Raw genomic sequence first — 20,865 nt, 5'->3', positions numbered from 1 at the left:
TGTCTTATCGTTTTTCATTCAGTGAGTTCACAATCGGTTTCCGCAAGGAATACCACGCCGGTATAAGGGCCGACAACAGATTCAGCACGACGCACAGCGCCAATGCGGCGAGAAAAACCAGCGGAGCAAACAGCATTTCACCCGATACGCGGACCTCCACTCCTTCGGGTACCATATTCGGCCAGCTGTCGAGTACCGTAAATATCCACTCGCGTCCCACGTAAAGTGCCAGCCATGCCAGCAGCAAGCCCAATGCTCCGCCCAGTGCGGTCAGCAGCAGGTTTTCCCACATCACTTGTGAAAGCAGTATCTTACGTCCGGCTCCAAACGATTTCCGCACGCCCATCTCTGCCAGACGTCCCTCCATACGGCTCGATATCATGCCGCTCAGATTCAGGGCAGGCACCAACAGCAATACGAGCAGGACAAGCAGAAAGTGGCGCACTGTGGCCCAAAGGTCAAACTCCATACTTGCATAAGTCTTGAAGACACTCAACAGATGGGAGGTGGGCTGCTCCCAGAAATCTACTTTCCATTCATCGGGATGCATAAGATTCTCCTTGCGGCAGATTTCCTTTATCTCAGCCCGCAGAGCATCTCCCTGCTTACTGTCCTGCACCAGAAAGGTAGCACTGAAAGCTCCCAGATAGGGAAGGTTGTATTTAGGACTGCTGTAATCGGGCGACACCGTATAAGGTACGTAAAGCTGTGCATAGGATTTGGAGGTGAGGTAACTGGCGCTACGCACCACTCCACAAACCCGGTAGTCGATATAGTTCAGGCTGAACGAGCGTCCTACTACCTCTTCCGTCGTACCGAACAAGCGGCGTGCCAAATCATCGGTAACGACAGCAGTGGAAATGCCACTTGCCAGGTCGGATGCCGTGAATGGACTGCCTTCCAGGAATTGGAAAGAATATATCTTGAAAAAAGCAGGGTCTGTCAACTTTACCATAACCGGAAAATCACCGCTACGGTCGGCAGGCTGTATATAACTGTTTTCCGACAAGTCATTATGCAGCTCGGCCGAAACGACAAGAGCATTCTCTACGGGATAGAACCAGTCTTGCAGTGCCTTGTAGGAAACAGCCCATTGCATGGTCCTAGTATTGTTGCCGCTTCCCTGCGTGAATTTTGAATTGCTGAGGTAAAGCGTATTCATGCGGTTTGCCTCTGGATAGACGGGCGCAATCTTCACATAATACACCACCGCCATAATCATTGTCATGGCAATGGCCAGCCCCGTACCCACAATGTAGAGCATGCTGAACAGTTTATTCTGCTTCAACAGCTCCCAGGCTTGTTTCAAGTAAACCTTTATCATTTTAGCTTCAACTTATTCTTGTTCTTATAGTTACTCATATCGCTCACCACTACTTCATCACCCGGTTGCAAACCACTGACCACTTCTACAAACTCAAAGTTGGAATCGCCCAGCTGCACCTTGCGCTTTACAATTTCCTTGTCGGAATTGCGTACAAAAAGTTCATACTCCCCACGTCCCACATAATAGCTGGCATTGGCTATGCGCATCACGTCTTCCTTCACTGCATTCATCACATAGACGTCGGTTTTCAGACCGGAACGCAGTCGGCGGTTGTTGTCCTCATTCAACTGCACGGTAAAGGAGATGACGCCATTCTTTGAAAGCGGAGTAACACTGCTTACGGAACCTTCCAGCTTTTCGCTGCCAATCTTCACAATGGCCTTGCCGCCGGCAGCCACACGGTCACCGTAAGTATCGGCAATCTCGCCTTCCACCTTGAAGTGGCTCAAGTCGGAGATGACGGCAATCTGTGAGCCTTCGGGCACTTGGGCACCAATCTGATTGTTGATATAAGTAAGGATAGCCTTCCGGGGCGAACGCACCTGCGCATCGTCGAGCGTACGTTTGGTTTCGGCCAGTGTCTTCTGGAACATGCTGAAATCCAGTTCCTGTACTTGGTATTCCGCAGCCAGCACTTCCTTCTCGTTGGCATACTGCTGCTGCAATTGCTCGTATTCCAGTTGTGCCACGTTGTAGCTCAGTTCGGCTTGGCGCACCTTATCGGTAGTACCCGAACCGAGACTGTCGAGGTACTGCTCGTTGCGCAGCTCCACCTTCATGCGGTCCAGCTTCATGGCGGAGACTTTGATTTTCATCTGCAGGTCGGTCAGCTTGGTCTGGTTGTCAAGTTTCAGTTGTTTCAGCTTGTAGCTGCGCATCTGCTCTTCGTCCAGCATCTTCTTGTAGTCGGTTTCGGCGCTCTGCAAGTCCAGCTTCAGGATGGGGGTACCTACATCCACGCTGTCGCCACCTTTTCTGTACACTTCCAAAATGCGGGTATTGATGGGCGAGTTGATGATTTCCTCGAATGCCGGGACCACCTTGCCGGAGGCGCTGACGCTGACTTCAATCGTACCTTTACCCACTTGGGAGAAAACAAGGTCTTTCTCCTTCACTCCCGTACGCATCAATGAAATGAGTACACTGACCACTACGATACCTGCCACGCCGATAGCACCGTAGCGGATGATTTTCTTATTGCGTTCTTTATTACGCACTTCTTTCGGAATTTCTCTATCCATATCTTTAAATTTTATTGTTTGCGAACATAACGCTTAATATATACTAAATCCATGCCAAAATCATAAACCCCTGAAAGTAAGCGAAAAGAGAAAAAAGAAGGGTGTCCGTTTTCGGACACCCTGTACATTTTCGGATAGCTTCTTTATCTTAATCTCAATCTGTCGCCAATCTCCGGCACGTATTCCGCATCCTTGCGATTCATCTTATAAAGGTTCTTCAGACGAATGCCGTACTTTTGGGAAATGGTATGCATGGAATCACCGTCTTTCACTATGTAGACGGTATGGGGTTTGGCGGCTTTCTTGCGCTTTTCTTTCAAGTAAATAATGTCTCCCGCCTCCAGTGTGTATTCTTTATGGAGGTCGTTGTATTTCACCAGCTTCTTCCAGCTGATGTCAAACTCCTTGCCCAACACCTGGAAGGTGTCTCCGTCGCGCGCCACGACATAAGCTATATCGTTGGCAATGTACACCTGATGCGGATTGGCCAGCCAAGGTTTCTTTTTCAGTTCCTTCTCCCAACTGCGGACATCGCGCTTGCTCATGCCACGGCTGTCGTACTTATACAGTTCATAGTCCTCAATAATGGTTATCAGGCGGTTGGCATACGACGGGTCGGTAGCATAGCCGGCCTTCTTCAAGCCGCGCGCCCAACCCTTATAGTCCGTAATCTTCAGTTTGAAAAGAAAAGCATAACGTGCTCCCCGTTTCAGGAAATCGGAATGGTCTTCATAAGAGTCTTTCGGATTGCGATAAGCGCGGAAACATTCATTGCGGGCATCGTCATCATGCCTCACCGTCCGTCCGCGCCAGTTGCCTCCACACTTGATGCCGAAGTGATTGTTGCTCTTGCGCGCCAGCTCACTGTATCCGGCACCGCTCTCCAACAGCCCTTGGGCCAGCGTGATGCTGGCAGGTATCTTATGACGTTGCATCTGCTCCACGGCAAGGGGAGCATACTGTTTGATATACTCATTGTAGCGGGCATTCCGGCGTTGTGCCTGCACTGTTGTTATGGAAATAAAAAGAAATGCTATGATAGCAGTCAGTCTGAAAATCCGTTTCATGCTTAAAATGTTGAGTTCTGCACAAAAGTCCGTAAAAGAATTGAAATAACCAATCTCTTTTCTATCTTTGTAACATTAATTACAATATAACCCTTTGCCTTATGAAAGAATTAAATATCGAAATTGCCGTCAAGATATACGACTATGAAGAACTGGATGCCGCCGACCGCGAACTGATGGATGCCGCCCGCGAGGCTACCAACCGCAGCTATGCCCCTTACTCCCACTTCTCGGTAGGAGCTGCAGCCAGACTGGCAAACGGTATTGTAGTGACCGGCACCAACCAGGAAAACGCCGCCTACCCTTCCGGGCTGTGTGCAGAACGCACCACCCTATTCTATGCCAACTCCCAACATCCCGACCAGGCGGTAACCACCCTCGCCATTGCCGCACGCAACGAGCACAACGAGTTCCTGGAGTCTCCCATCCCTCCCTGCGGCGCCTGCCGGCAAGTGATGCTCGAAACGGAGAAGCGCTTCAAGCATCCCATGAGGGTGTTGCTATATGGCAAAAAGGGAATCTACGAGCTGAAGAATGTGGGAGAATTACTGCCACTCTCGTTCGATGCTTCGGCCATGAAGTAACAGAACCAATAAAGTATTAACATCGTGTCTGCAGGAAATTAATTTCTTGCAAACACGATATTAACTTCTTGACGACACGATATTAATATCGCAAAAAGCCTTTGTTATTCAGTGGAAATTATTACCTTTGCGCCCACTAACCAATTAATTCCACCGATGAGAATATCCGACTAAAGACAACACATTTCGGTAAACATCACTATCAACATGCTTTTTCAGACTGAACGCTGAGCATCACCTATATAGATGTTTAGCCAATACTGTGTTTGTCTGTACCCCTCCCCTTCGAGAATTTCAATTTCGGGGAATGCTTGCATCTCCCCTATCATTCTTACTTCTAAAAACACAGTAGAAACTTATGAGCTTTATCATTAAAGACCTTAGCTATATCCATGCAGATAAGGAAATCTTGTTTTCACACCTCCACTTGAGTATCAACTCCGGAGATAAAATAGCCCTGACCGGAAATAACGGTTGCGGCAAGTCTACCCTCATGCGCATTTTGGCAGGAGACTTGTCACCAAGTTCGGGAACGGTGCTACGCCCCGAACATCTGTACTACGTGCCCCAGCACTTCGGACAATACGACCGGCAGACAATAGCACAAGCTTTGGGAATCAGCCACAAGCTATCTGCCCTGCATGCCATCCTAAGCGGTGACGCTACCGAAAAGCACTTCAATACGCTCAATGATGACTGGAACGTGGAAGAACGCGCCCAGACTTCTCTCGACAGCTGGGGACTGGACGGTATCCCACTCTCCCGTCCGATGGAAAGACTTAGCGGCGGCGAAAAAACCCGCATCTTCCTGGCGGGCATGGAGTTGCACAACCCGACAGCCATCCTGCTGGACGAACCGACCAACCATCTGGACGCGGATGGACGGGAACGTCTGTATAACTTGATACGACGGACGTCGGCTACCGTGCTCGTCATCAGTCACGACCGCACGCTACTGAATCAGTTGCCTGCCGTCTGCGAACTCTCTTCCCAGGGATTGACGTATTACAGCGGAAACTACGACTTCTACAAAGAACAGAAGGCCCTGCAACAGAAAGCCCTTACCCAACAACTGGAAGAGAAGCAGAAAGCCCTGCGCCTTGCCCGCAAAGTGGCACGCGAAGTAGAAGAGCGCAAAGCCAAACAGAATGTGCGGGGAGAAAAAGCCTCCATCAAAAAAGGGATTCCCCGCATCCTAATGGGAGGACTGAAAAACAATGCGGAAAACAGCAGTAGCAGACTCAGCAGCATACATGCGGAGAAAGCGGAAAAGCTGCAGACGGAAATGGCAGGCATCAAAAGTTCACTGTCGCAGACGGACAAGCTGAAAACAGACTTCAACGCCTCCCATCTGCATACGGGCAAGATTCTGGTTACGGCAAGGGACGTCAACTTCCATTATCCCAACCATACAGCCTCCCCCGCAGAAACACCCCATACGGAGACGGCTGCAAAGAACCTCTGGGCTTCTCCTCTCACCTTCCAGCTAAGAAGCGGCGACCGCCTCAGCTTGAAAGGAAAAAACGGCAGTGGAAAAACAACCCTGCTGAAACTCATCATGGGCGAATTGCACCCCACCGACGGAGTGATGGAGCGTGCCGGCTTCACCTCCGTCTATCTGGACCAAGAATACTCCCTCGTCCGTAATGAGCGCAGCGTACTCCAACAAGCAGAAGCTTTCAACCACCGCCACCTGCCGGAACATGAAGTGAAAACCATCCTCAACCGTTACCTCTTTCCCCGCGACGTGTGGAACAAGCCGTGCGGCAAACTGAGTGGCGGCGAAAAGATGCGCCTCTCCTTCTGCTGCCTGATGATTGCCGACAATACCCCGGATATGTTCATTCTGGACGAACCCACCAACAATCTGGACATCGAGAGTATAGAAATAATAACGGCAACGATACGCGACTACGCCGGCACCGTAATTGCCATCAGCCACGACCGGGAGTTTCTGAAAGACACCGGCATCGAACGGGAGATACTTTTGGAATGAATCAGTAATTTAGGTAACAACAACCGTAATTTGTATACTGCCATTCTCATAAAACCTGCCTATTTTTGCAGCACGTAATCATTTACTAACTAACGAACAACGAATATGAGCAAAAAAGTATTAATCCTCTCCTCCAGTCCCCGCAGGAATGGAAACTCCGACCTCTTGTGCAATGAATTCATGCGCGGTGCCGCAGAGGCCGGACATCAAGTAGAAAAGATTTTCCTGAAAGACAAGCACATCAACTACTGCACGGGATGCAGCGTATGCAGCATGTACGGCAAACCCTGCCCGCAAAAGGACGATGCCGCCGAAGTGGTGGAAAAGATGATTGCCGCCGACGTCATCGTCATGGCAACCCCCGTCTACTTCTACACCATGAGCGCGCAGATGAAGACACTGATTGACCGTTGTTGCGCACGCTACCTTGAAATAAAGGACAAGGAGTTCTACTTCATCATCGCCGCCGCCGAAGAAAGTGTCCCCATGATGGAGCGTACCATCGATGGTTTCCGTGGCTTCCTCGACTGCCTGGAAGAGCCCAAAGAATGCGGCACCATTTATGGCGTGGGTGCCTGGAAGGTGGGCGAGATAAACGACAAGCCTTCCATGCACGAAGCCTACGAGATGGGAAAAAAGGTATAAAGAACGAATACTAATCGCTATACAATACATTTATGCTACGTACCATCAGACTGACCCTTGCCGTCATCTTCTTCGCACTCATCACGCTGTTGTTCCTCGACTTCACGGGAACACTGCATGCCTGGTTCGGATGGATGGCGAAGATACAATTCCTGCCGGCCGTGCTGGCACTGAACATCGGTGTAGTACTGTTTCTTGCAGTGCTGACCTTGGTATTCGGACGCATCTACTGCTCCGTCATCTGCCCGTTGGGAGTATTCCAGGACATTGTTTCCTGGCTCTCCGCCAAACGGAAGAAAAACCGTTTCCGCTACTCGTCCGCACTGAAATGGCTACGCTACGGTGTGCTGGGAGTATTCGTACTTGCCATTATCGGCGGACTGAACTCTTTTGTCGTGCTGCTGGCCCCTTACAGCTCATACGGGCGCATCGTTTCCAGCCTTTTCTCCCCACTCTACCAGTGGGCAAACAACGGACTGGCCTACCTGGCCGAACGTGCTGACAGCTATGCCTTCTATGAAACGGATGTATGGATGAAGAGTCTCCCTACCCTGCTGATTGCCACGGTCACTCTGGTAGTCCTCATCGTGCTGGCATGGCGGGGCGGACGTACCTATTGCAACACTATCTGTCCGGTAGGTACAGTGCTTGGCTTCCTCTCGAAGTATTCCTTGCTGAAACCGGTAATTGACACAAAGAAGTGCAACAGTTGCGGACTTTGTGCCCGCAACTGCAAGGCATCGTGCATCAACATCAAGGCACACGAAATAGATTACAGCCGTTGCGTGGCATGTATGGACTGTATCAACAAGTGCAGGAAAGGTGCCATCACTTACACACGCCGCAAGCCGACCTCCGCTGCAGTCTCCCAGGAAACCTCCGTGGCACCGGAGCAGGTAAACGACGCCCGCCGCGCATTTCTCTCTACAACTGCCGTGTTTGCTGCTACGGCAGCCCTCAAGGCGCAGGAGAAGAAAGTGGACGGTGGACTGGCTGTCATCGAGGACAAAAAAATCCCCGAGCGCGCCACTCCCATCACTCCTCCGGGCTCACTGAGCGCCCGCCACTTTGCACAACACTGCACAGCCTGCCAGCTCTGCGTATCGGTATGCCCCAACCAAGTGCTCCGTCCTTCTTCGGACTTGACAAAACTGATGCAGCCGGAAATGTCCTACGAACGCGGTTACTGCCGCCCCGAATGCGCCAAGTGTGCGGAGGTGTGTCCTACCGATGCCATCCATCTGACGAGCCTCGCCGAGAAATCGGCCGTCCAAATCGGTCATGCCGTATGGATTAAGGAGAATTGCATCTGCATCACAGACAAGATGGAATGCGGGAACTGTGCCCGCCATTGTCCGGCCGGTGCCATACAGATGGTTCCTTCAGACCCGGAAGACGAAGCCTCCATCAAGATACCGGTAGTCAACGCCGAACGCTGTATCGGATGCGGAGCATGCGAGAACCTTTGTCCGTCGCGTCCGTTCAGTGCCATTTATGTGGAAGGCCATGTGATGCACAGAACTGTCTGAAGCAGCTTTATCATCCAAATATCCATTTATAATTTCAGTCCTATCACAATGAAAGAAGACAATAAGAACAAGATAAACCGCCGCGATTTCTTCAAACTCGCCGGTGCAGGAACGCTTGCCTCGGCAGCAGCCCTGTACGGCTGTTCGGGCAACAAGAACAACGGGGAGAGCGAATCGGCCGCGCTGGGCGAGATACCAACCGACAAGATGACCTACCGTACCAATCCCAACACGGGCGACCGGGTTTCCCTGCTGGGATACGGATGCATGCGATGGCCCACCCGGAAACGCGCCGACGGGAATGGAGACGAAATAGACCAGGAAGCCGTGAACGACCTGATAGACTATGCCATTGCCCACGGAGTGAACTATTTCGACACCTCCCCCGCCTATGTGCAAGGTCTGTCGGAGCGCGCCACGGGCATTGCCTTGAAACGCCACCCACGGGAGAAATTCTTCCTTGCCACAAAGCTGTCCAACTTCAGTCCCAGCACGCACAGCCGCGAAGAGTCCCTTGCCATGTATCACCGCTCCTTCCGCGACCTGCAAGTGGACTACATCGACTACCTCTTGTTGCACGGCATCGGCATGGGCGGCATGGAAGCCCTCCGCTCCCGCTATCTGGACAACGGCATGCTGGACTTCCTGCTGAAAGAGCGTGAAGCCGGACGCATCCGCAACCTCGGATTCTCCTATCATGGAGACATCGAAGTCTTTGACTACCTGCTCTCCCGCCACGACGAACTGAAATGGGACTTCGTACAAATCCAACTGAACTACGTAGACTGGCGGCATGCCAAAGAAGTGAATACCCGCAACACGGATGCCGAATACCTATATGCCGAGCTGGTGAAGCGCAACATTCCCGCCGTTATCATGGAGCCGTTGCTGGGCGGACGCCTATCCCGCCTGAACGACCACTTGATGGCACGTCTGAAACAACGCCGTCCGCAGGAGAGCGTAGCTTCCTGGGCCTTCCGATTCGCAGGTACTTTCCCCGATGTGCTGACCGTACTAAGCGGAATGACGTACATGGAGCATCTGCAAGACAACCTGCGTACCTTCTCCCCGCTTGTTCCATGTACGGAAGAGGAGTTTACCTTACTGGAAGATACCGCCCAGCGAATGCTGCAATACCCCACCGTGCCGTGCAACGACTGCAAATACTGTATGCCGTGCCCCTATGGACTGGATATTCCAGCCATCTTGCTGCACTACAACCGCTGCATCAACGAGGGCAACGTGCCGCAGAACAGCCAAGACGAGAATTACCGCGAGGCACGCCGCGCCTTCCTGATAGGCTATGACCGCAGTGTTCCCCGTCTCCGCCAAGCCAACCGCTGCACCGGTTGCGGTCAATGCAACCCGCACTGTCCGCAAGGCATCGACATCCCGGCGAAACTGCAGGAGATAGACCGATTTGTGGAAGCGCTGAAGCAGGAAACCCTTTAACGGACTTATCTTCAACCCTGGTTGTCCATTTTAAGGATTACCAATCATATACAGATTCTTCTTTTTGTATAACTTTGCAAAAAGAACCATAGATAAACGATGAATAAAAAGATTTTAACCGCAATTTTAATAAGTATCGCCCTTCCGGGTAGTATGCTGTCCGCACCTGCCGACAGCCTCCGGCTGAAAAGCTACAAGCTTGATGAAGTCGTAGTGACCGGGACAAGAGATGAAACAGACATCCGCCACCTGCCAATGACCATCTCCGTAGTGGGCCGCCAGCAACTGGAACAGACCTACCAGCCCTCCATCCTGCCTGCACTGACCGAGCAGGTGCCCGGACTTTTCACCACAAGCCGCGGCATCATGGGCTACGGCGTATCCACGGGAGCCGCAGGAGGCATGAGCCTGCGCGGCATAGGCGCCGGGGTGAATGCCGCCGGAGGACCTACGACCAGCCTGCTGGTGCTGATAGACGGACACCCGCAATACATGGGCTTGATGGGGCATCCCATCGCCGACGCCTACCAGAGCATGATGGCCGAACGGGTGGAAGTGCTGCGCGGTCCCGCCTCCGTCCTCTACGGGTCCAATGCAATGGGCGGGGTTATCAACATCGTCACCCGCAAGATGCAGGAGGACGGGGTGAAAACCAATGCGCAGATAGGATACGGTTCCTACAATACCCTGCAGACGGAAGTCTCCAACCGCGTGAGGAAAGGGCGTTTCAGCAGCGTGGTGACCGGCTCGTACAACCGTACCGACGGACACCGTGACGACATGGAGTTTGAGCAGTATGGCGGCTATGCCAAACTGGGATACGACTTCAGCGACACCTGGAAGCTGTGGGGCGACGTGAACATCACCCGCTTCAACGCCTCCAATCCCGGCGAAGCCGACAATCCGTATATAGACAACGACTCGCGCATCACACGCGGCATGACCTCCTTCGCACTGGAAAATCGTTACGACTGTACTTCCGGCGCCGTGAGCTTCTTCTATAACTGGGGCCGGCACAGAATTAATGACGGCTACCATCCCGGAGGAGAGCCCCAGAAGTCGCACTTCAACTCCAAGGACCGGATGCTGGGCATATCGTGGTATCAAAGCGCCACGCTCTTCACCGGCAACCGCCTGACCGTAGGTTTCGATTACCAGCACTTCGGCGGAGAGTCCTGGAACAAGGTTGTCGCCATCGACGAGGCAAAACCCGGACAGCAGATTGGTGACCGCATCCCCGGCGTGGACAAGCAGATGGATGAATTTGCAGGCTATGTGGATTTCAGGCAGGACATCAACAGTTGGCTTTCACTGGACGCCGGTGTCCGCATAGACCACCATTCGCACGTAGGCACGGAATGGATTCCCCAAGGGGGACTGGCTTTCCATCTGCCGCGGCAGGCAGAACTGAAAGCAATGGTGAGCAAAGGATTCCGTAACCCCACCATCCGGGAGATGTACATGTTCCCTCCACAGAACCCCGATTTGAAAGCGGAGAGCCTGATGAACTATGAACTCTCCTTTACGGGGCAGCTTTTGGGAGGGCCCATGTCCTATGGGGTGAACCTCTACTACATCAACGGGGACAACATCATCATGACGGACCCTGCCCTGCGCAAGAACGTCAACTCCGGCGAGATAGAGAACTGGGGTGTGGAAACCAACCTCGGATACCGCATCAACCGCCACTGGCAGATGAATGCCAATTATAGCTGGCTGCACATGGAGAATCCGGTACTGGCGGCTCCCGAGCACAAACTCTATGCCGGTGCGGACTTTACGCAAGGACGTTGGAGTCTGTCTACCGGTATACAATACGTGAAGGGGCTTCATACCTCAGTCACCCCGGGCAAGGAGAAGCAGGAAAGCTTCGTACTCTGGAACCTGCGTGCCAACTACCGTCTGTGCAGTTTTGCCGACGTCTTTGTCAAGGGCGAAAACCTGCTGGCGCAACGCTATGAAATCAATGCAGGCTTCCCCATGCCGAAAGCCACGGTGATGGGAGGCGTAAATATCAACTTTTAATACTGTTGCGAAGGAGTATATTCTACTCGATAGATATGGTCGAAGAATGGTGCCCACTCATTGTCCGTGATGCCAATCTGCAGACCGTAGAAGTGTGTACCGGCTTCCCGACAACGGCGAATCTCCTCCATAAAGACAGGTGAAGAATGAGGAATCTTGAAGTCGCTGACCCAAAGCACATCGGCATTCATATACTCCTTGCCTTCTTTGAGCAGGCGGAACGTGGCTTCCAGCATACGGGTGGCATCTGTATCCCCGCAAGCTGTCTTTGAGAAGAATTCGAGCAGCCTTACCCGCTCTTTCCTTACGTCAATCGGATGGATGGAGACGGAAAAGGCTATCAGAAAGCAGTTCCGCCGTTGACGGTCGGCTATCTCCAGGAGCTTTATCAGCAGGGAGTGGGCAATCTTCTCCGGCTTGCCAGCCATGCTTCCCGAGGTGTCCAGACAGACAATCATCGGACCTTTGGGACGGGCGGGCTTGGTTTCGATGCGCCGGGCAGGCTGCATGATTTCCGATTTATAACGGAAGGTCTGGAGCTTGCGAGTAAGGTATTTGTAGACGAACAAATCTTCCAGTTCACTGTCAGCGGAATGGGCAAGCTCAATGGGAAGCAGGGCATTGAGGTCGTTGCCGGTACTGATACCCAGGATGTCACATTTGGAGGAGTGCTCCATTTTGTAGACGTTTCCCTCGGCAACGCGGATTTGCTCACGTCCTTCGTCGTCTGCCATACGCCCCATCTTGCGGGCCACTTTCACTATCTCGGGGCAAGAGCGCTGGATGCGCACGATTTTCCGTATACGCTCAAAGTCGACAGTATTCCACAAGCCGCTCATCATGCCCCAGGTCTGGAAGAATTCGTCCTTATCCACCCGGTTCTGGCGGATGTACTCGGGGATGTCTTTCAGATTGGAACGGAGCCTGAGCTCGAGGGCATCTTTGCGGAAAGCAATCTCTTTCTCCTTTTCTTCGTGCATCTTCAGTTGGAAGGCGTCTTCCCAGTCGTCCACCATTTTCTCCCAGACTTCATCGTCCGCATATCCTCCTTCTGTGCCGAAGTGGCTGCGGTAGAAACGGGAGTCGAAGCCGTACTCCCGGTATTTGTCGGAAATCTGCTGGAGCAAGGCTTGCCAGCCGTCTTTCCGCTTTGCCATGGACCATTCCAGCACGAGCTTCATCCCGGTCCGTTCCGACTGGCTTTTCCGGAGGTTGTACCGCTCCTTCTCCAAGTTCAATTGGATGAACTGAATCATGGTGTCGTAAAAGATACGTGCACAGACCTCATCGCCCAGCACCTGCACCTTGACCATGGAGTCGTTCATCACAGAGAGTAGATAGGCATACAAGGGCTCGGTATCCGTCTCTGCGCACTCTCCGGTGGCAACGAAACGGTCCAGTGCCTGCACATAGAAGGCGGTGTCATATCGGGTGACGGTAGTGTTCATCTTCTTCTTGGTTACTGGAGGATTATTCGTCTCCATATCTCAGTTTGCGCATGTCCACACGCGCCCAGGCTATTTCCTTGCGGACGATGGAGACGTATTGAGCTACGCTCTTTTTGTCTTCTTCGGAGACGAAAAGGTTGTCGGACAAATCTCTTACCAGGCGGTCTATGCTGGTGGCGGCGGTGTCCAGTTCCGTCTCGTAGTCACGGTCGGTGACGGAGAGGTTTCCCAGCCAGAGTTGTTGCTCCTCACCTCGTTGCAGACGCCGCATGGGGAAGCGCACACCGTTGATGTAGAGATGCTTGTCGTCGCGGTAGAGGGTGACGCGTTCGGTGCCTTCCTCTTTCACGGCGCCGGTGTCGGCAAAGGCGCGGATGATGGTACGCTTGGGATTGATGGGGTCGGCATACATTACGCCCAAGGTGGGGGCATCTTTGGCGCTGTACTCCTTCAGATTTTTGTAGTCCACGATAAAGATGTAGGTGTTGCCCGTACCATGTTTCTCCACCTGGTAGTAGAAGTGTTCCGTTATCAGCAGGTCATCGTCCCTACGGTCGCCGGCAAGGCGGGCTTTGTCGAGGGCTTCGCGCACACGGCTGACTTTCAAATCGGATTTCAGCGAGGAGGCGATACCGGCAATCTGTTTTGTGTGGGACACGAATAAGGCACGGATAACGATGTCACGGATGGCAACGCTCTCATCAGGCTCACTCCATAGGCAGTGGTAGACGGGAAGCAGGTCGGTCATGGAGACTTCCGTGCGGCCGTGGACGAAGGCGGAGGTCTTGAGCAGCTTCACGATGTTCTTCCAGCGGCGGTCGCTGACGTAGACATTGCGGCGCAGGTCGGAGTTTTGCATCTCTACGCTTGTCAGTCCGTGGCGAATGGCTGTGATGCAGGAAAGAACATCGAGAGGCAAGGTTACGCGGCGTATCTCAGCTTGCCATTCGGCATACTCGCGGTCGGAGATTTGCCATTCGCAGGCAGTCGTTTCCGGATGGTCGGCAGAATCGTCCAGCAGCATTTTGTAGAAAGACTCTTCCTGCTTGACGCAGGTGCAGAGAATGCGGATAAGGAAGCGGTCCCATAGGGCTTCCAGTCCCTCGCCTTGAGCGGGCAGTTCGTTACTGGCAGCTACGAGCAGTTTGAGGGGGAGATGCAGTTCCTTGTCGCCGTTGCGGAAAAGTTTCTCGTTGATGACGGTCAGCAGAGTGTTCTGTATGGCAGGGCCTGCTTTCCATATTTCGTCCAGAAACACGACATCGGCTGTGGGCAGATAGCCGTCGATGGCACGTTCATACTTGTCGGATTCTTTCAGTCGGCTAATGCTGACAGGACCGAAAATCTCGTCGGGCGTAGAGAAGCGGGACATCAGGTATTCAAAGGCACGGGCATCTGTAAAAGCCGACTTTAGCCGCCTGGCTACCATTGACTTGGCTACTCCCGGAGGTCCCAGGAGCAGAATGCTCTCGCCTGCCAGAGCTGCCAGCAGGGAGAGGTTTATTTCAGTTTCTTTTTCGTATACTCCCCGGTTCATTTCGGAAAGGAGGAGACGAATGCGTTGGGTTATTTCCACAATATGATTTATTTATAGTCAGTACTCATGTATAAAGAAAAGTGTGTAAAGATACAAAATAGTAGGGAAATCAGAGAGAGTCTTATTAAGATTCACTATCTTTGGAAAACAAATACACACAGACACGCACACACGTTGTGATTTGCTTTCATTTCCTATATCTATTACCATTTCTACCTGGAGACAAATTGTCCCCAGGTAAGTGACCAGTCCTTCATCGGGTCAGTCCCTATTATTGGGGATTTAACAATCCCCCCTCTTTTGCCGAAAACTAAAACTTTCCTCCCCAAACACTACCCTTCGTATCACAATATTTTATACCTTTGTTCACTAAGAAATAATCGTCCCATACCCATTTCTGTTTCGTTCGACAGCTGTCGGACGATAATTAAACAACTGTTGGACGATAATGCAACAGTTGTCGGACGATTAGTTTTTAGGAAGAAGAAAATTAATCCGCTTAGCGACAAAAATAATTCCCCGAAGCGACGAGAACTGTTTATCGCTATAAACAAAAATAAATATCTTATGAGCGCGTATTACGACCTTTACGAAACGCCTTCGCCCGACGGGAAAGAAGACAAGAAATCACTCCATGCACGTATCTGCCCGAAAAGGACTTATACCCAAAAGGAGTTTGTGGAACATATTGCAACTTTCCAACATCTGCCCAAGAATGTGATAGGGGCAGCATTGGATGCCTGCATTGACGAGTTGTGCGACCTCCTTGCCAACGGAAACATCGTGGAGCTGGGAGAACTCGGATTCTTCAGCACTTCACTGAAATGTTTGCGCGAGACCGACGACGAGAAAAAGAAAATCCGCTCCGAATCCGTCCAATTCCAAAACGTACACCTGCGCATCAGCAGCACGTTCCGCAACAACATCAAGAAGAAAATGACGTTGGAACGTGTACACTCCACTACCAAGAAATCGAAAAAAGTAGTAGAGACCACCGAAGAAACAAGAAAAGCCGAACTGGAACTGTTCCTCAAGCAGAATGTATGTATCAACAAGAACGAATACATCCAGCTAAGCGGACTAACCAGACATGCCGCCATAGACGAACTGAACAACTTCATCCGGCAAGGGTTCCTGCGCCGCCGCGGAATGGGAAGGTCAACGGTCTATGTGCGACAAGAAAAAGACACAGCAAACGAAATTTAGGGGGGCAAGCACAGAGACATAGAAATTAATTTGAAAAGAATCTCTGTGCCTTTGTATTTTCGTGTTCATCCCCCCCAAAATAATAAAACAACAAACAATGGAAAAATCAACAGAACCCCAACCCTGCACGCAGTGGTTCGTCTTCTTCAAAGACCAACTGCTGCTGAAAAAAGGATATACAGACAAAGGAGAAATAAAATACAGCGTACCCGTCAGTATAGAGCCTCCTCTGACACCGGAAGCCGGAAGTAATATACACGAAGTGTTCCCCCCCAACGGCAAGCAAGTACGTGCATTCGCCTTGGAACAGCCCGTGGCCGAAACCGACGAATGGGTCATGATAGGCCTGCGCGCATCGTACGACTACATCTCGCCGGACGAGTACCGTTCTGCAGGAAAGGCCTTCCAGATACTCTATTGGGACGAGCACAGCCACTTCTGCCCCGTGTGTGGTACCGCCATGGAGCACCAGACCCCCATCATGAAGAAGTGTCCCAACTGCGGCAATGAGATGTACCCTCCCGTTTCCACCGCCATCATCGTACTGATACGCAAAGGAGACGAAATCCTGCTGGTGCATGCCCGGAACTTCCGAGGAACCTTCTACGGACTGGTGGCAGGCTTCCTCGAAGCCGGCGAGACACTGGAAGAATGTGTGGAACGGGAAGTTTTTGAGGAAACGGGGCTGAAGGTAAAGAACATCACCTACTTCAGCAACCAGCCCTGGCCCTACCCCAGCGGATTGATGGTGGGTTTCATTGCCGACTACGAAAGCGGGGAGATAAAACTGCAGGAAGATGAGCTGACCGCTGCCGCCTTCTATTCCAAAGACAACCTGCCCGAAATTCCACGAAAACTGAGTATCGCAAGAAGGCTGATAGACTGGTGGATGGAGAACAATTAAAAATTAAAGAATTAAAAAGAGGGGGGGAAGAAATTTTAAAAAGCAGATTGCGGAAAACACACACTCACAAACGAACAACTACGAATGAAACGACTCTCATTCACATCAACCAATCGGTGTGTAACCGCAATCTGCCTATACTTAACTTCCCTGCAAACGTTTTGTTCATCAACCATCGGGTTTAAGTCTTTATTTAAGTTTTCTTTCAACACAGAAGCAAAAGGAAGAGGCGCAGCCCTCACGGGTTACGCCTCTCCGAACACTATATACACATTTTTTCCTCTTTCCTATCAAATGCCGAGTGACTTGCGCACTGCCTCCACTTTCTTCTCAGCTTCGGCATCGGCGCTGGTATAGCATTTCGGACAACCCATCTCGCCCTTCACCTCGATATAGAACTTAATCTTCGGTTCCGTACCGGAAGGACGGACAGAAATCTTCGTGCCGTCTACAGTGAAATATTGAAGTACATTGGAAGTCTCGGGCATATCCAGCTTGCTTACGTTGCCCTGGACATCAGTAAGTTCCAGCGTCTTGTAATCCTTAATCAGACTGACAGCCGAACCGCCGATTTCCTTCGGAGGATTGGCACGGAAGTTATCCATCATCGCCTTGATTTCCTCGGCACCGCTCTTACCCGGTTTCACCACATTCACGGTGGTTTCCTTTGAGAATCCATATTCTACATAGATTTCCATCAATACGTCATAGAGCGTCTTACCCTGGTCTTTGGCCCAAGCACAGATTTCGGCCAGCAAGGAGCAGGCAGAAACCGCATCTTTATCACGGACAAAGTCTTCGGCCAGGAAGCCATAGCTTTCTTCACCACCACCGATATACTGCTGCTTGCCTTCGCTCAGACGGATTTCGCGAGCAATCCACTTGAAGCCGGTGTAGCAGTCGCGCATTTCAATCTTGTTCTTGTCTGCCACAGCCTTGATGAGTTCAGTGGTCACGATGGTCTTCACGATGAAGTCGTTTGGCTGCATCTTGCCCATTGCAATACGGTTCTTGATGATGTAGTACAAGAAAATGAGACAAGTCTGGTTACCATTAATAAGCACCCACTCGCCCTTATCGTCCTTGCAGGCCATACCGACACGGTCGGCATCCGGGTCACTTGCCATCACGATGTCAGCGTCAATCTTCTTAGCCAGCGCAATGGCCATGGAAAGGGCTTCGGCATTTTCGGGATTCGGAGAAACCACTGTCGGGAAATTGCCGTCCTTCACCATCTGTTCGGGCACGCAGTTGATATTCTCAAATCCCCACTCCTTCAATGAGTCCGGAATAAGCACGCGGCCTGCGCCATGAAGCGGAGTATACACAATGCTGAGGTCTTTCTGGCGACGGATGACTTCGGGGTCGATGGAGATGGAGTGAACCATGTCCAGATAAACCTTATCCACTTCCTTGCCGATAATCTGAATCAAGTCCTTGTTGCCGTTGAACTTGATGTCGGCCACCGTCACCTTATTTACCTCGTCTATGATGGCTGTATCGTGCGGAGCGAGCACCTGCGCACCGTCATCCCAATAAGCCTTGTAGCCGTTGTATTCTCTGGGGTTGTGGCTGGCTGTAATGTTGATACCGCTCTGGCAGCCGAAGTGGCGAATGGCAAATGAAACTTCGGGCGTAGGACGAAGGTCATCAAAAAGATATACCTTTATGCCGTTTGCAGAGAAGATGTCGGCAGAAATCTTTGCGAACTTGTCGCTATTGTTGCGGCAGTCGTGCCCCACAACAACGGAAATATCCTTCTTTCCGGCAAAACATTTGTTCAGATAGTTGGACAAGCCCTGTGTTGCGGCACCTACGGTGTAGATGTTCATGCGGTTTGTACCGGCACCCATGATGCCACGCAGACCACCCGTTCCAAACTCCAGGTCTTTGTAAAAACTGTCTATCAATTCGGTTTTATCTGGGTTTTCCAACATGCGTTTCACTTCTGCCTGAGTTTCGGCATCATATGCCGGGGTAAGCCATTTTTCGGCTTTCTCAGTCACCTGCTTAATCAGTTCCTGATTTTCCATAAGACTGTTATTATTTTAAGAGTTAATATAAACTTTTTTGTAAGACACAAATGTAGAAGAATAAGTTCAAATATCCTAATTTTATTCAGGCATTTTATATCTGTCTCCCGTCTGCTTAACATACTCTTCAAGGAACTCCTTCGGGTATCCCGGGCGGATTACGCCTGCCGGCTGGCCAATGGAATTACGTTCGAACTGACCGTTTTTCATACGCTTGACAACGCCGTCATTGTACTTTACGACAAGAAACTCGCCAAGACGTTTCCAGGTATCGAAAGTGCTTTGGGCGGTCATGTTCGTATAGTTGGTTAGGAATGCCTTCGCTTTAGCAGGGTCTTTTTCCAAAAGTTTGGCAGCAGCAGCCTCAACGCCCTCCTGCGCTTCATTGAAAGTTGTCTCCAACTCTGTCTGAGTGGCACGCACGTCGTCTATCATCAAGTCATAGCGGGGATATACCATATTGGCCACCCAATTGAAAATCCAGAAAGCGGAGTTCCAGGAGAAAGTGATGTAATCGGCGCCATCCACGCGGGTATAGCATACGGGAACCTTGTCCGTACAGCAATATACGGGCGTAAATACCGTCATGTTGGCATCATCCGTGCCAAACCACAGTACTCCACCGATAGGGTCGGACAACTCGGAACGCATCTGTGCCACGAATACGAAACCACTCTGCTGGGTGGAGATGGGACGCTCATTGAAATATTCCCGGTCGCCCACTTTGAAAGAGAGTGGAGAAAGGCGGTACGGGGTATGATACGGGCCTGCGCCGAAATCTTTGCTGATGTCGAGAGGAGTACCTTCATAATGGTCGCGCATGGCGTTCTTCACATCCTGCACGGAAACCTTGCGGTTGGGCTTCACAAACAGAGGCATCGGAGTGTTCGTCTCACCTAATATATAAGGTAAGAACTCGTTGCCGCGGTCGGTAAACATATTGAAATAGCTCCATACGCGTGCCTCGCAATAGCGACGGGCACCGAAATCGAGCGGAGCATAGGCATTGGCAAAGCTGAAATCCTTGTTCACACCGTCAAAATAGCCCTTCTCGCGTGCAAAGGAGATGACATCGGGGGAGTACATACAGTTCTCCTTGTCGTTCATGTTGAACTGATGAATGCGGCTCTGGTTGGCATGAGCGGAGATACAATCATCGGGCACGCGGACAGCCACCCATACGGCACCGCGCACACCGGGTCCCTTGCCAATCATCTCCATAATCCATATCTCGTTGGGGTCGGCAATGGTAAAGGACTCGCCACCGCTGTAATAGCCGTATTCCTGCACCAATTCCGTCATCACCTTGATAGCCTCGCGAGCAGTACGTGAACGTTGCAGTCCGAGATAAATCAAGCTACCGTAGTCGATAATACCGGTAGTGTCTACCAGTTCGGGGCGTCCGCCGAATGTCGTTTCACCGATAGTGAGCTGGAATTCGTTCATATTGCCGATGACATTGTACGTCTGACGGGCCTGCGCTATCTGCCCGAGGTATTTGCCGGTATCCCACTCGTGTATGTCAATCAGCGTGCCTTTCTTATGCATGCCGGCAGGATAATGATATAGCTCGCCGAACAAGCCATAGGAATCGGCAGAATAAGAAACGATGGTAGAACCGTCCGCGGAGGCGTTCTTGCCCACGATAAGATTGGTGCAGGCCAGTGCATTCGCCACGGCTGCCACAACAAACAAGACGGAAAGAGTCAGTCTTTTACTTTTCATACTTCTAATAAATTAAGGCCTCACCCCCGTCCCCTCTCCGAAAGAGAGGGGAGAAGAAAATGATAGCTTGTTACACATATTTTTATTACACTTATTTATTACACTATATATAGCAAAAGTAACTTCCGACCTCCCCTCCCTACGGG

At 51.3% G+C, this 20,865-nt stretch carries 15 protein-coding genes; 8 read left to right on the top strand and 7 right to left on the bottom strand.

All coding sequences use genetic code 11. From position 1 onward, the window contains the following. Positions 1-4 precede the first annotated feature (4 nt). The 3 genes from DW096_RS14155 to DW096_RS14145 all read right to left on the bottom strand — a co-directional run bounded on the left by DW096_RS14155 (position 5) and on the right by DW096_RS14145 (position 3,635). Complete coding sequence (locus tag DW096_RS14155; RefSeq protein WP_118264407.1) at positions 5-1,324, bottom strand: ABC transporter permease; 1,320 nt, start codon at positions 1,322-1,324, stop codon at positions 5-7. Then, on the bottom strand, positions 1,321-2,568 hold the full coding sequence (locus tag DW096_RS14150; protein WP_016274396.1) for an efflux RND transporter periplasmic adaptor subunit: 1,248 nt from the start codon (positions 2,566-2,568) through the stop codon (positions 1,321-1,323). The genes DW096_RS14155 and DW096_RS14150 overlap by 4 nt, the downstream gene beginning before the upstream one ends. Before the next feature lie 143 nt (positions 2,569-2,711). Then, on the bottom strand, positions 2,712-3,635 hold the full coding sequence (locus DW096_RS14145; protein ID WP_035448747.1) for a glucosaminidase domain-containing protein: 924 nt from the start codon (positions 3,633-3,635) through the stop codon (positions 2,712-2,714). Positions 3,636-3,736: 101 nt separating this feature from the next. Here DW096_RS14145 and cdd point away from each other — a divergent pair, with 101 nt between their 5' ends. From cdd to DW096_RS14115, 6 genes are all read left to right on the top strand, one after another. Continuing rightward, complete coding sequence (gene cdd, locus DW096_RS14140) at positions 3,737-4,219, top strand: cytidine deaminase (protein ID WP_005831168.1); 483 nt, start codon at positions 3,737-3,739, stop codon at positions 4,217-4,219. Between the two features lie 358 nt (positions 4,220-4,577). Further along, positions 4,578-6,215 (top strand): ABC-F family ATP-binding cassette domain-containing protein, encoded by a 1,638-nt coding sequence (locus tag DW096_RS14135; RefSeq protein ID WP_118931187.1) that lies wholly within the window; start codon positions 4,578-4,580, stop codon positions 6,213-6,215. A 105-nt stretch (positions 6,216-6,320) separates the two neighbouring features. Continuing rightward, complete coding sequence (locus DW096_RS14130; protein ID WP_022400806.1) at positions 6,321-6,860, top strand: flavodoxin family protein; 540 nt, start codon at positions 6,321-6,323, stop codon at positions 6,858-6,860. 32 nt (positions 6,861-6,892) lie between these two features. Next, entirely contained in the window at positions 6,893-8,389 is a 1,497-nt protein-coding gene (locus DW096_RS14125) for a 4Fe-4S binding protein (protein ID WP_118264409.1), read from the top strand. A 48-nt stretch (positions 8,390-8,437) separates the two neighbouring features. Beyond that, positions 8,438-9,841: an aldo/keto reductase gene (locus tag DW096_RS14120; protein WP_009038271.1), complete on the top strand. Its 1,404-nt coding sequence runs from the start codon at positions 8,438-8,440 to the stop codon at positions 9,839-9,841. Between the two features lie 153 nt (positions 9,842-9,994). After that, complete coding sequence (locus tag DW096_RS14115) at positions 9,995-11,866, top strand: TonB-dependent receptor (RefSeq protein ID WP_369904489.1); 1,872 nt, start codon at positions 9,995-9,997, stop codon at positions 11,864-11,866. On the opposite strand, the gene DW096_RS14110 is transcribed toward DW096_RS14115, so the two are convergent. Continuing rightward, positions 11,863-13,314 carry a hypothetical protein gene (locus DW096_RS14110; protein ID WP_118931196.1) on the bottom strand — a complete coding sequence of 484 codons (1,452 nt, stop codon included), beginning with the start codon at positions 13,312-13,314 and terminating at the stop codon, positions 11,863-11,865. The genes DW096_RS14115 and DW096_RS14110 overlap by 4 nt on opposite strands. A gap of 22 nt (positions 13,315-13,336) precedes the next feature. After that, positions 13,337-14,890 (bottom strand): AAA family ATPase, encoded by a 1,554-nt coding sequence (locus tag DW096_RS14105; RefSeq protein ID WP_118931189.1) that lies wholly within the window; start codon positions 14,888-14,890, stop codon positions 13,337-13,339. A gap of 528 nt (positions 14,891-15,418) precedes the next feature. On the opposite strand from DW096_RS14105, the gene DW096_RS14100 reads away from it, so the two are divergent. Continuing rightward, positions 15,419-16,057, top strand: a complete 639-nt coding sequence (locus DW096_RS14100; protein ID WP_005832241.1) for an HU family DNA-binding protein — start codon at positions 15,419-15,421, stop codon at positions 16,055-16,057. A gap of 97 nt (positions 16,058-16,154) precedes the next feature. Continuing rightward, on the top strand, positions 16,155-16,961 hold the full coding sequence (nudC, locus tag DW096_RS14095) for an NAD(+) diphosphatase (RefSeq protein ID WP_009038266.1): 807 nt from the start codon (positions 16,155-16,157) through the stop codon (positions 16,959-16,961). Positions 16,962-17,251: 290 nt separating this feature from the next. On the opposite strand, the gene DW096_RS14090 is transcribed toward nudC, so the two are convergent. Beyond that, complete coding sequence (locus tag DW096_RS14090) at positions 17,252-18,994, bottom strand: phospho-sugar mutase (protein ID WP_119993693.1); 1,743 nt, start codon at positions 18,992-18,994, stop codon at positions 17,252-17,254. Positions 18,995-19,075: 81 nt separating this feature from the next. After that, positions 19,076-20,719, bottom strand: a complete 1,644-nt coding sequence (locus DW096_RS14085; RefSeq protein WP_120028777.1) for a C69 family dipeptidase — start codon at positions 20,717-20,719, stop codon at positions 19,076-19,078. Positions 20,720-20,865 lie beyond the last annotated feature (146 nt).

Origin of the sequence: Bacteroides sp. AM07-18 (genome assembly GCF_003602695.1) — a bacterium.
Classification (GTDB): Bacteria; Bacteroidota; Bacteroidia; order Bacteroidales; family Bacteroidaceae; genus Bacteroides; species Bacteroides uniformis.
This window is presented reverse-complemented; position numbering and strand designations above follow the sequence as displayed.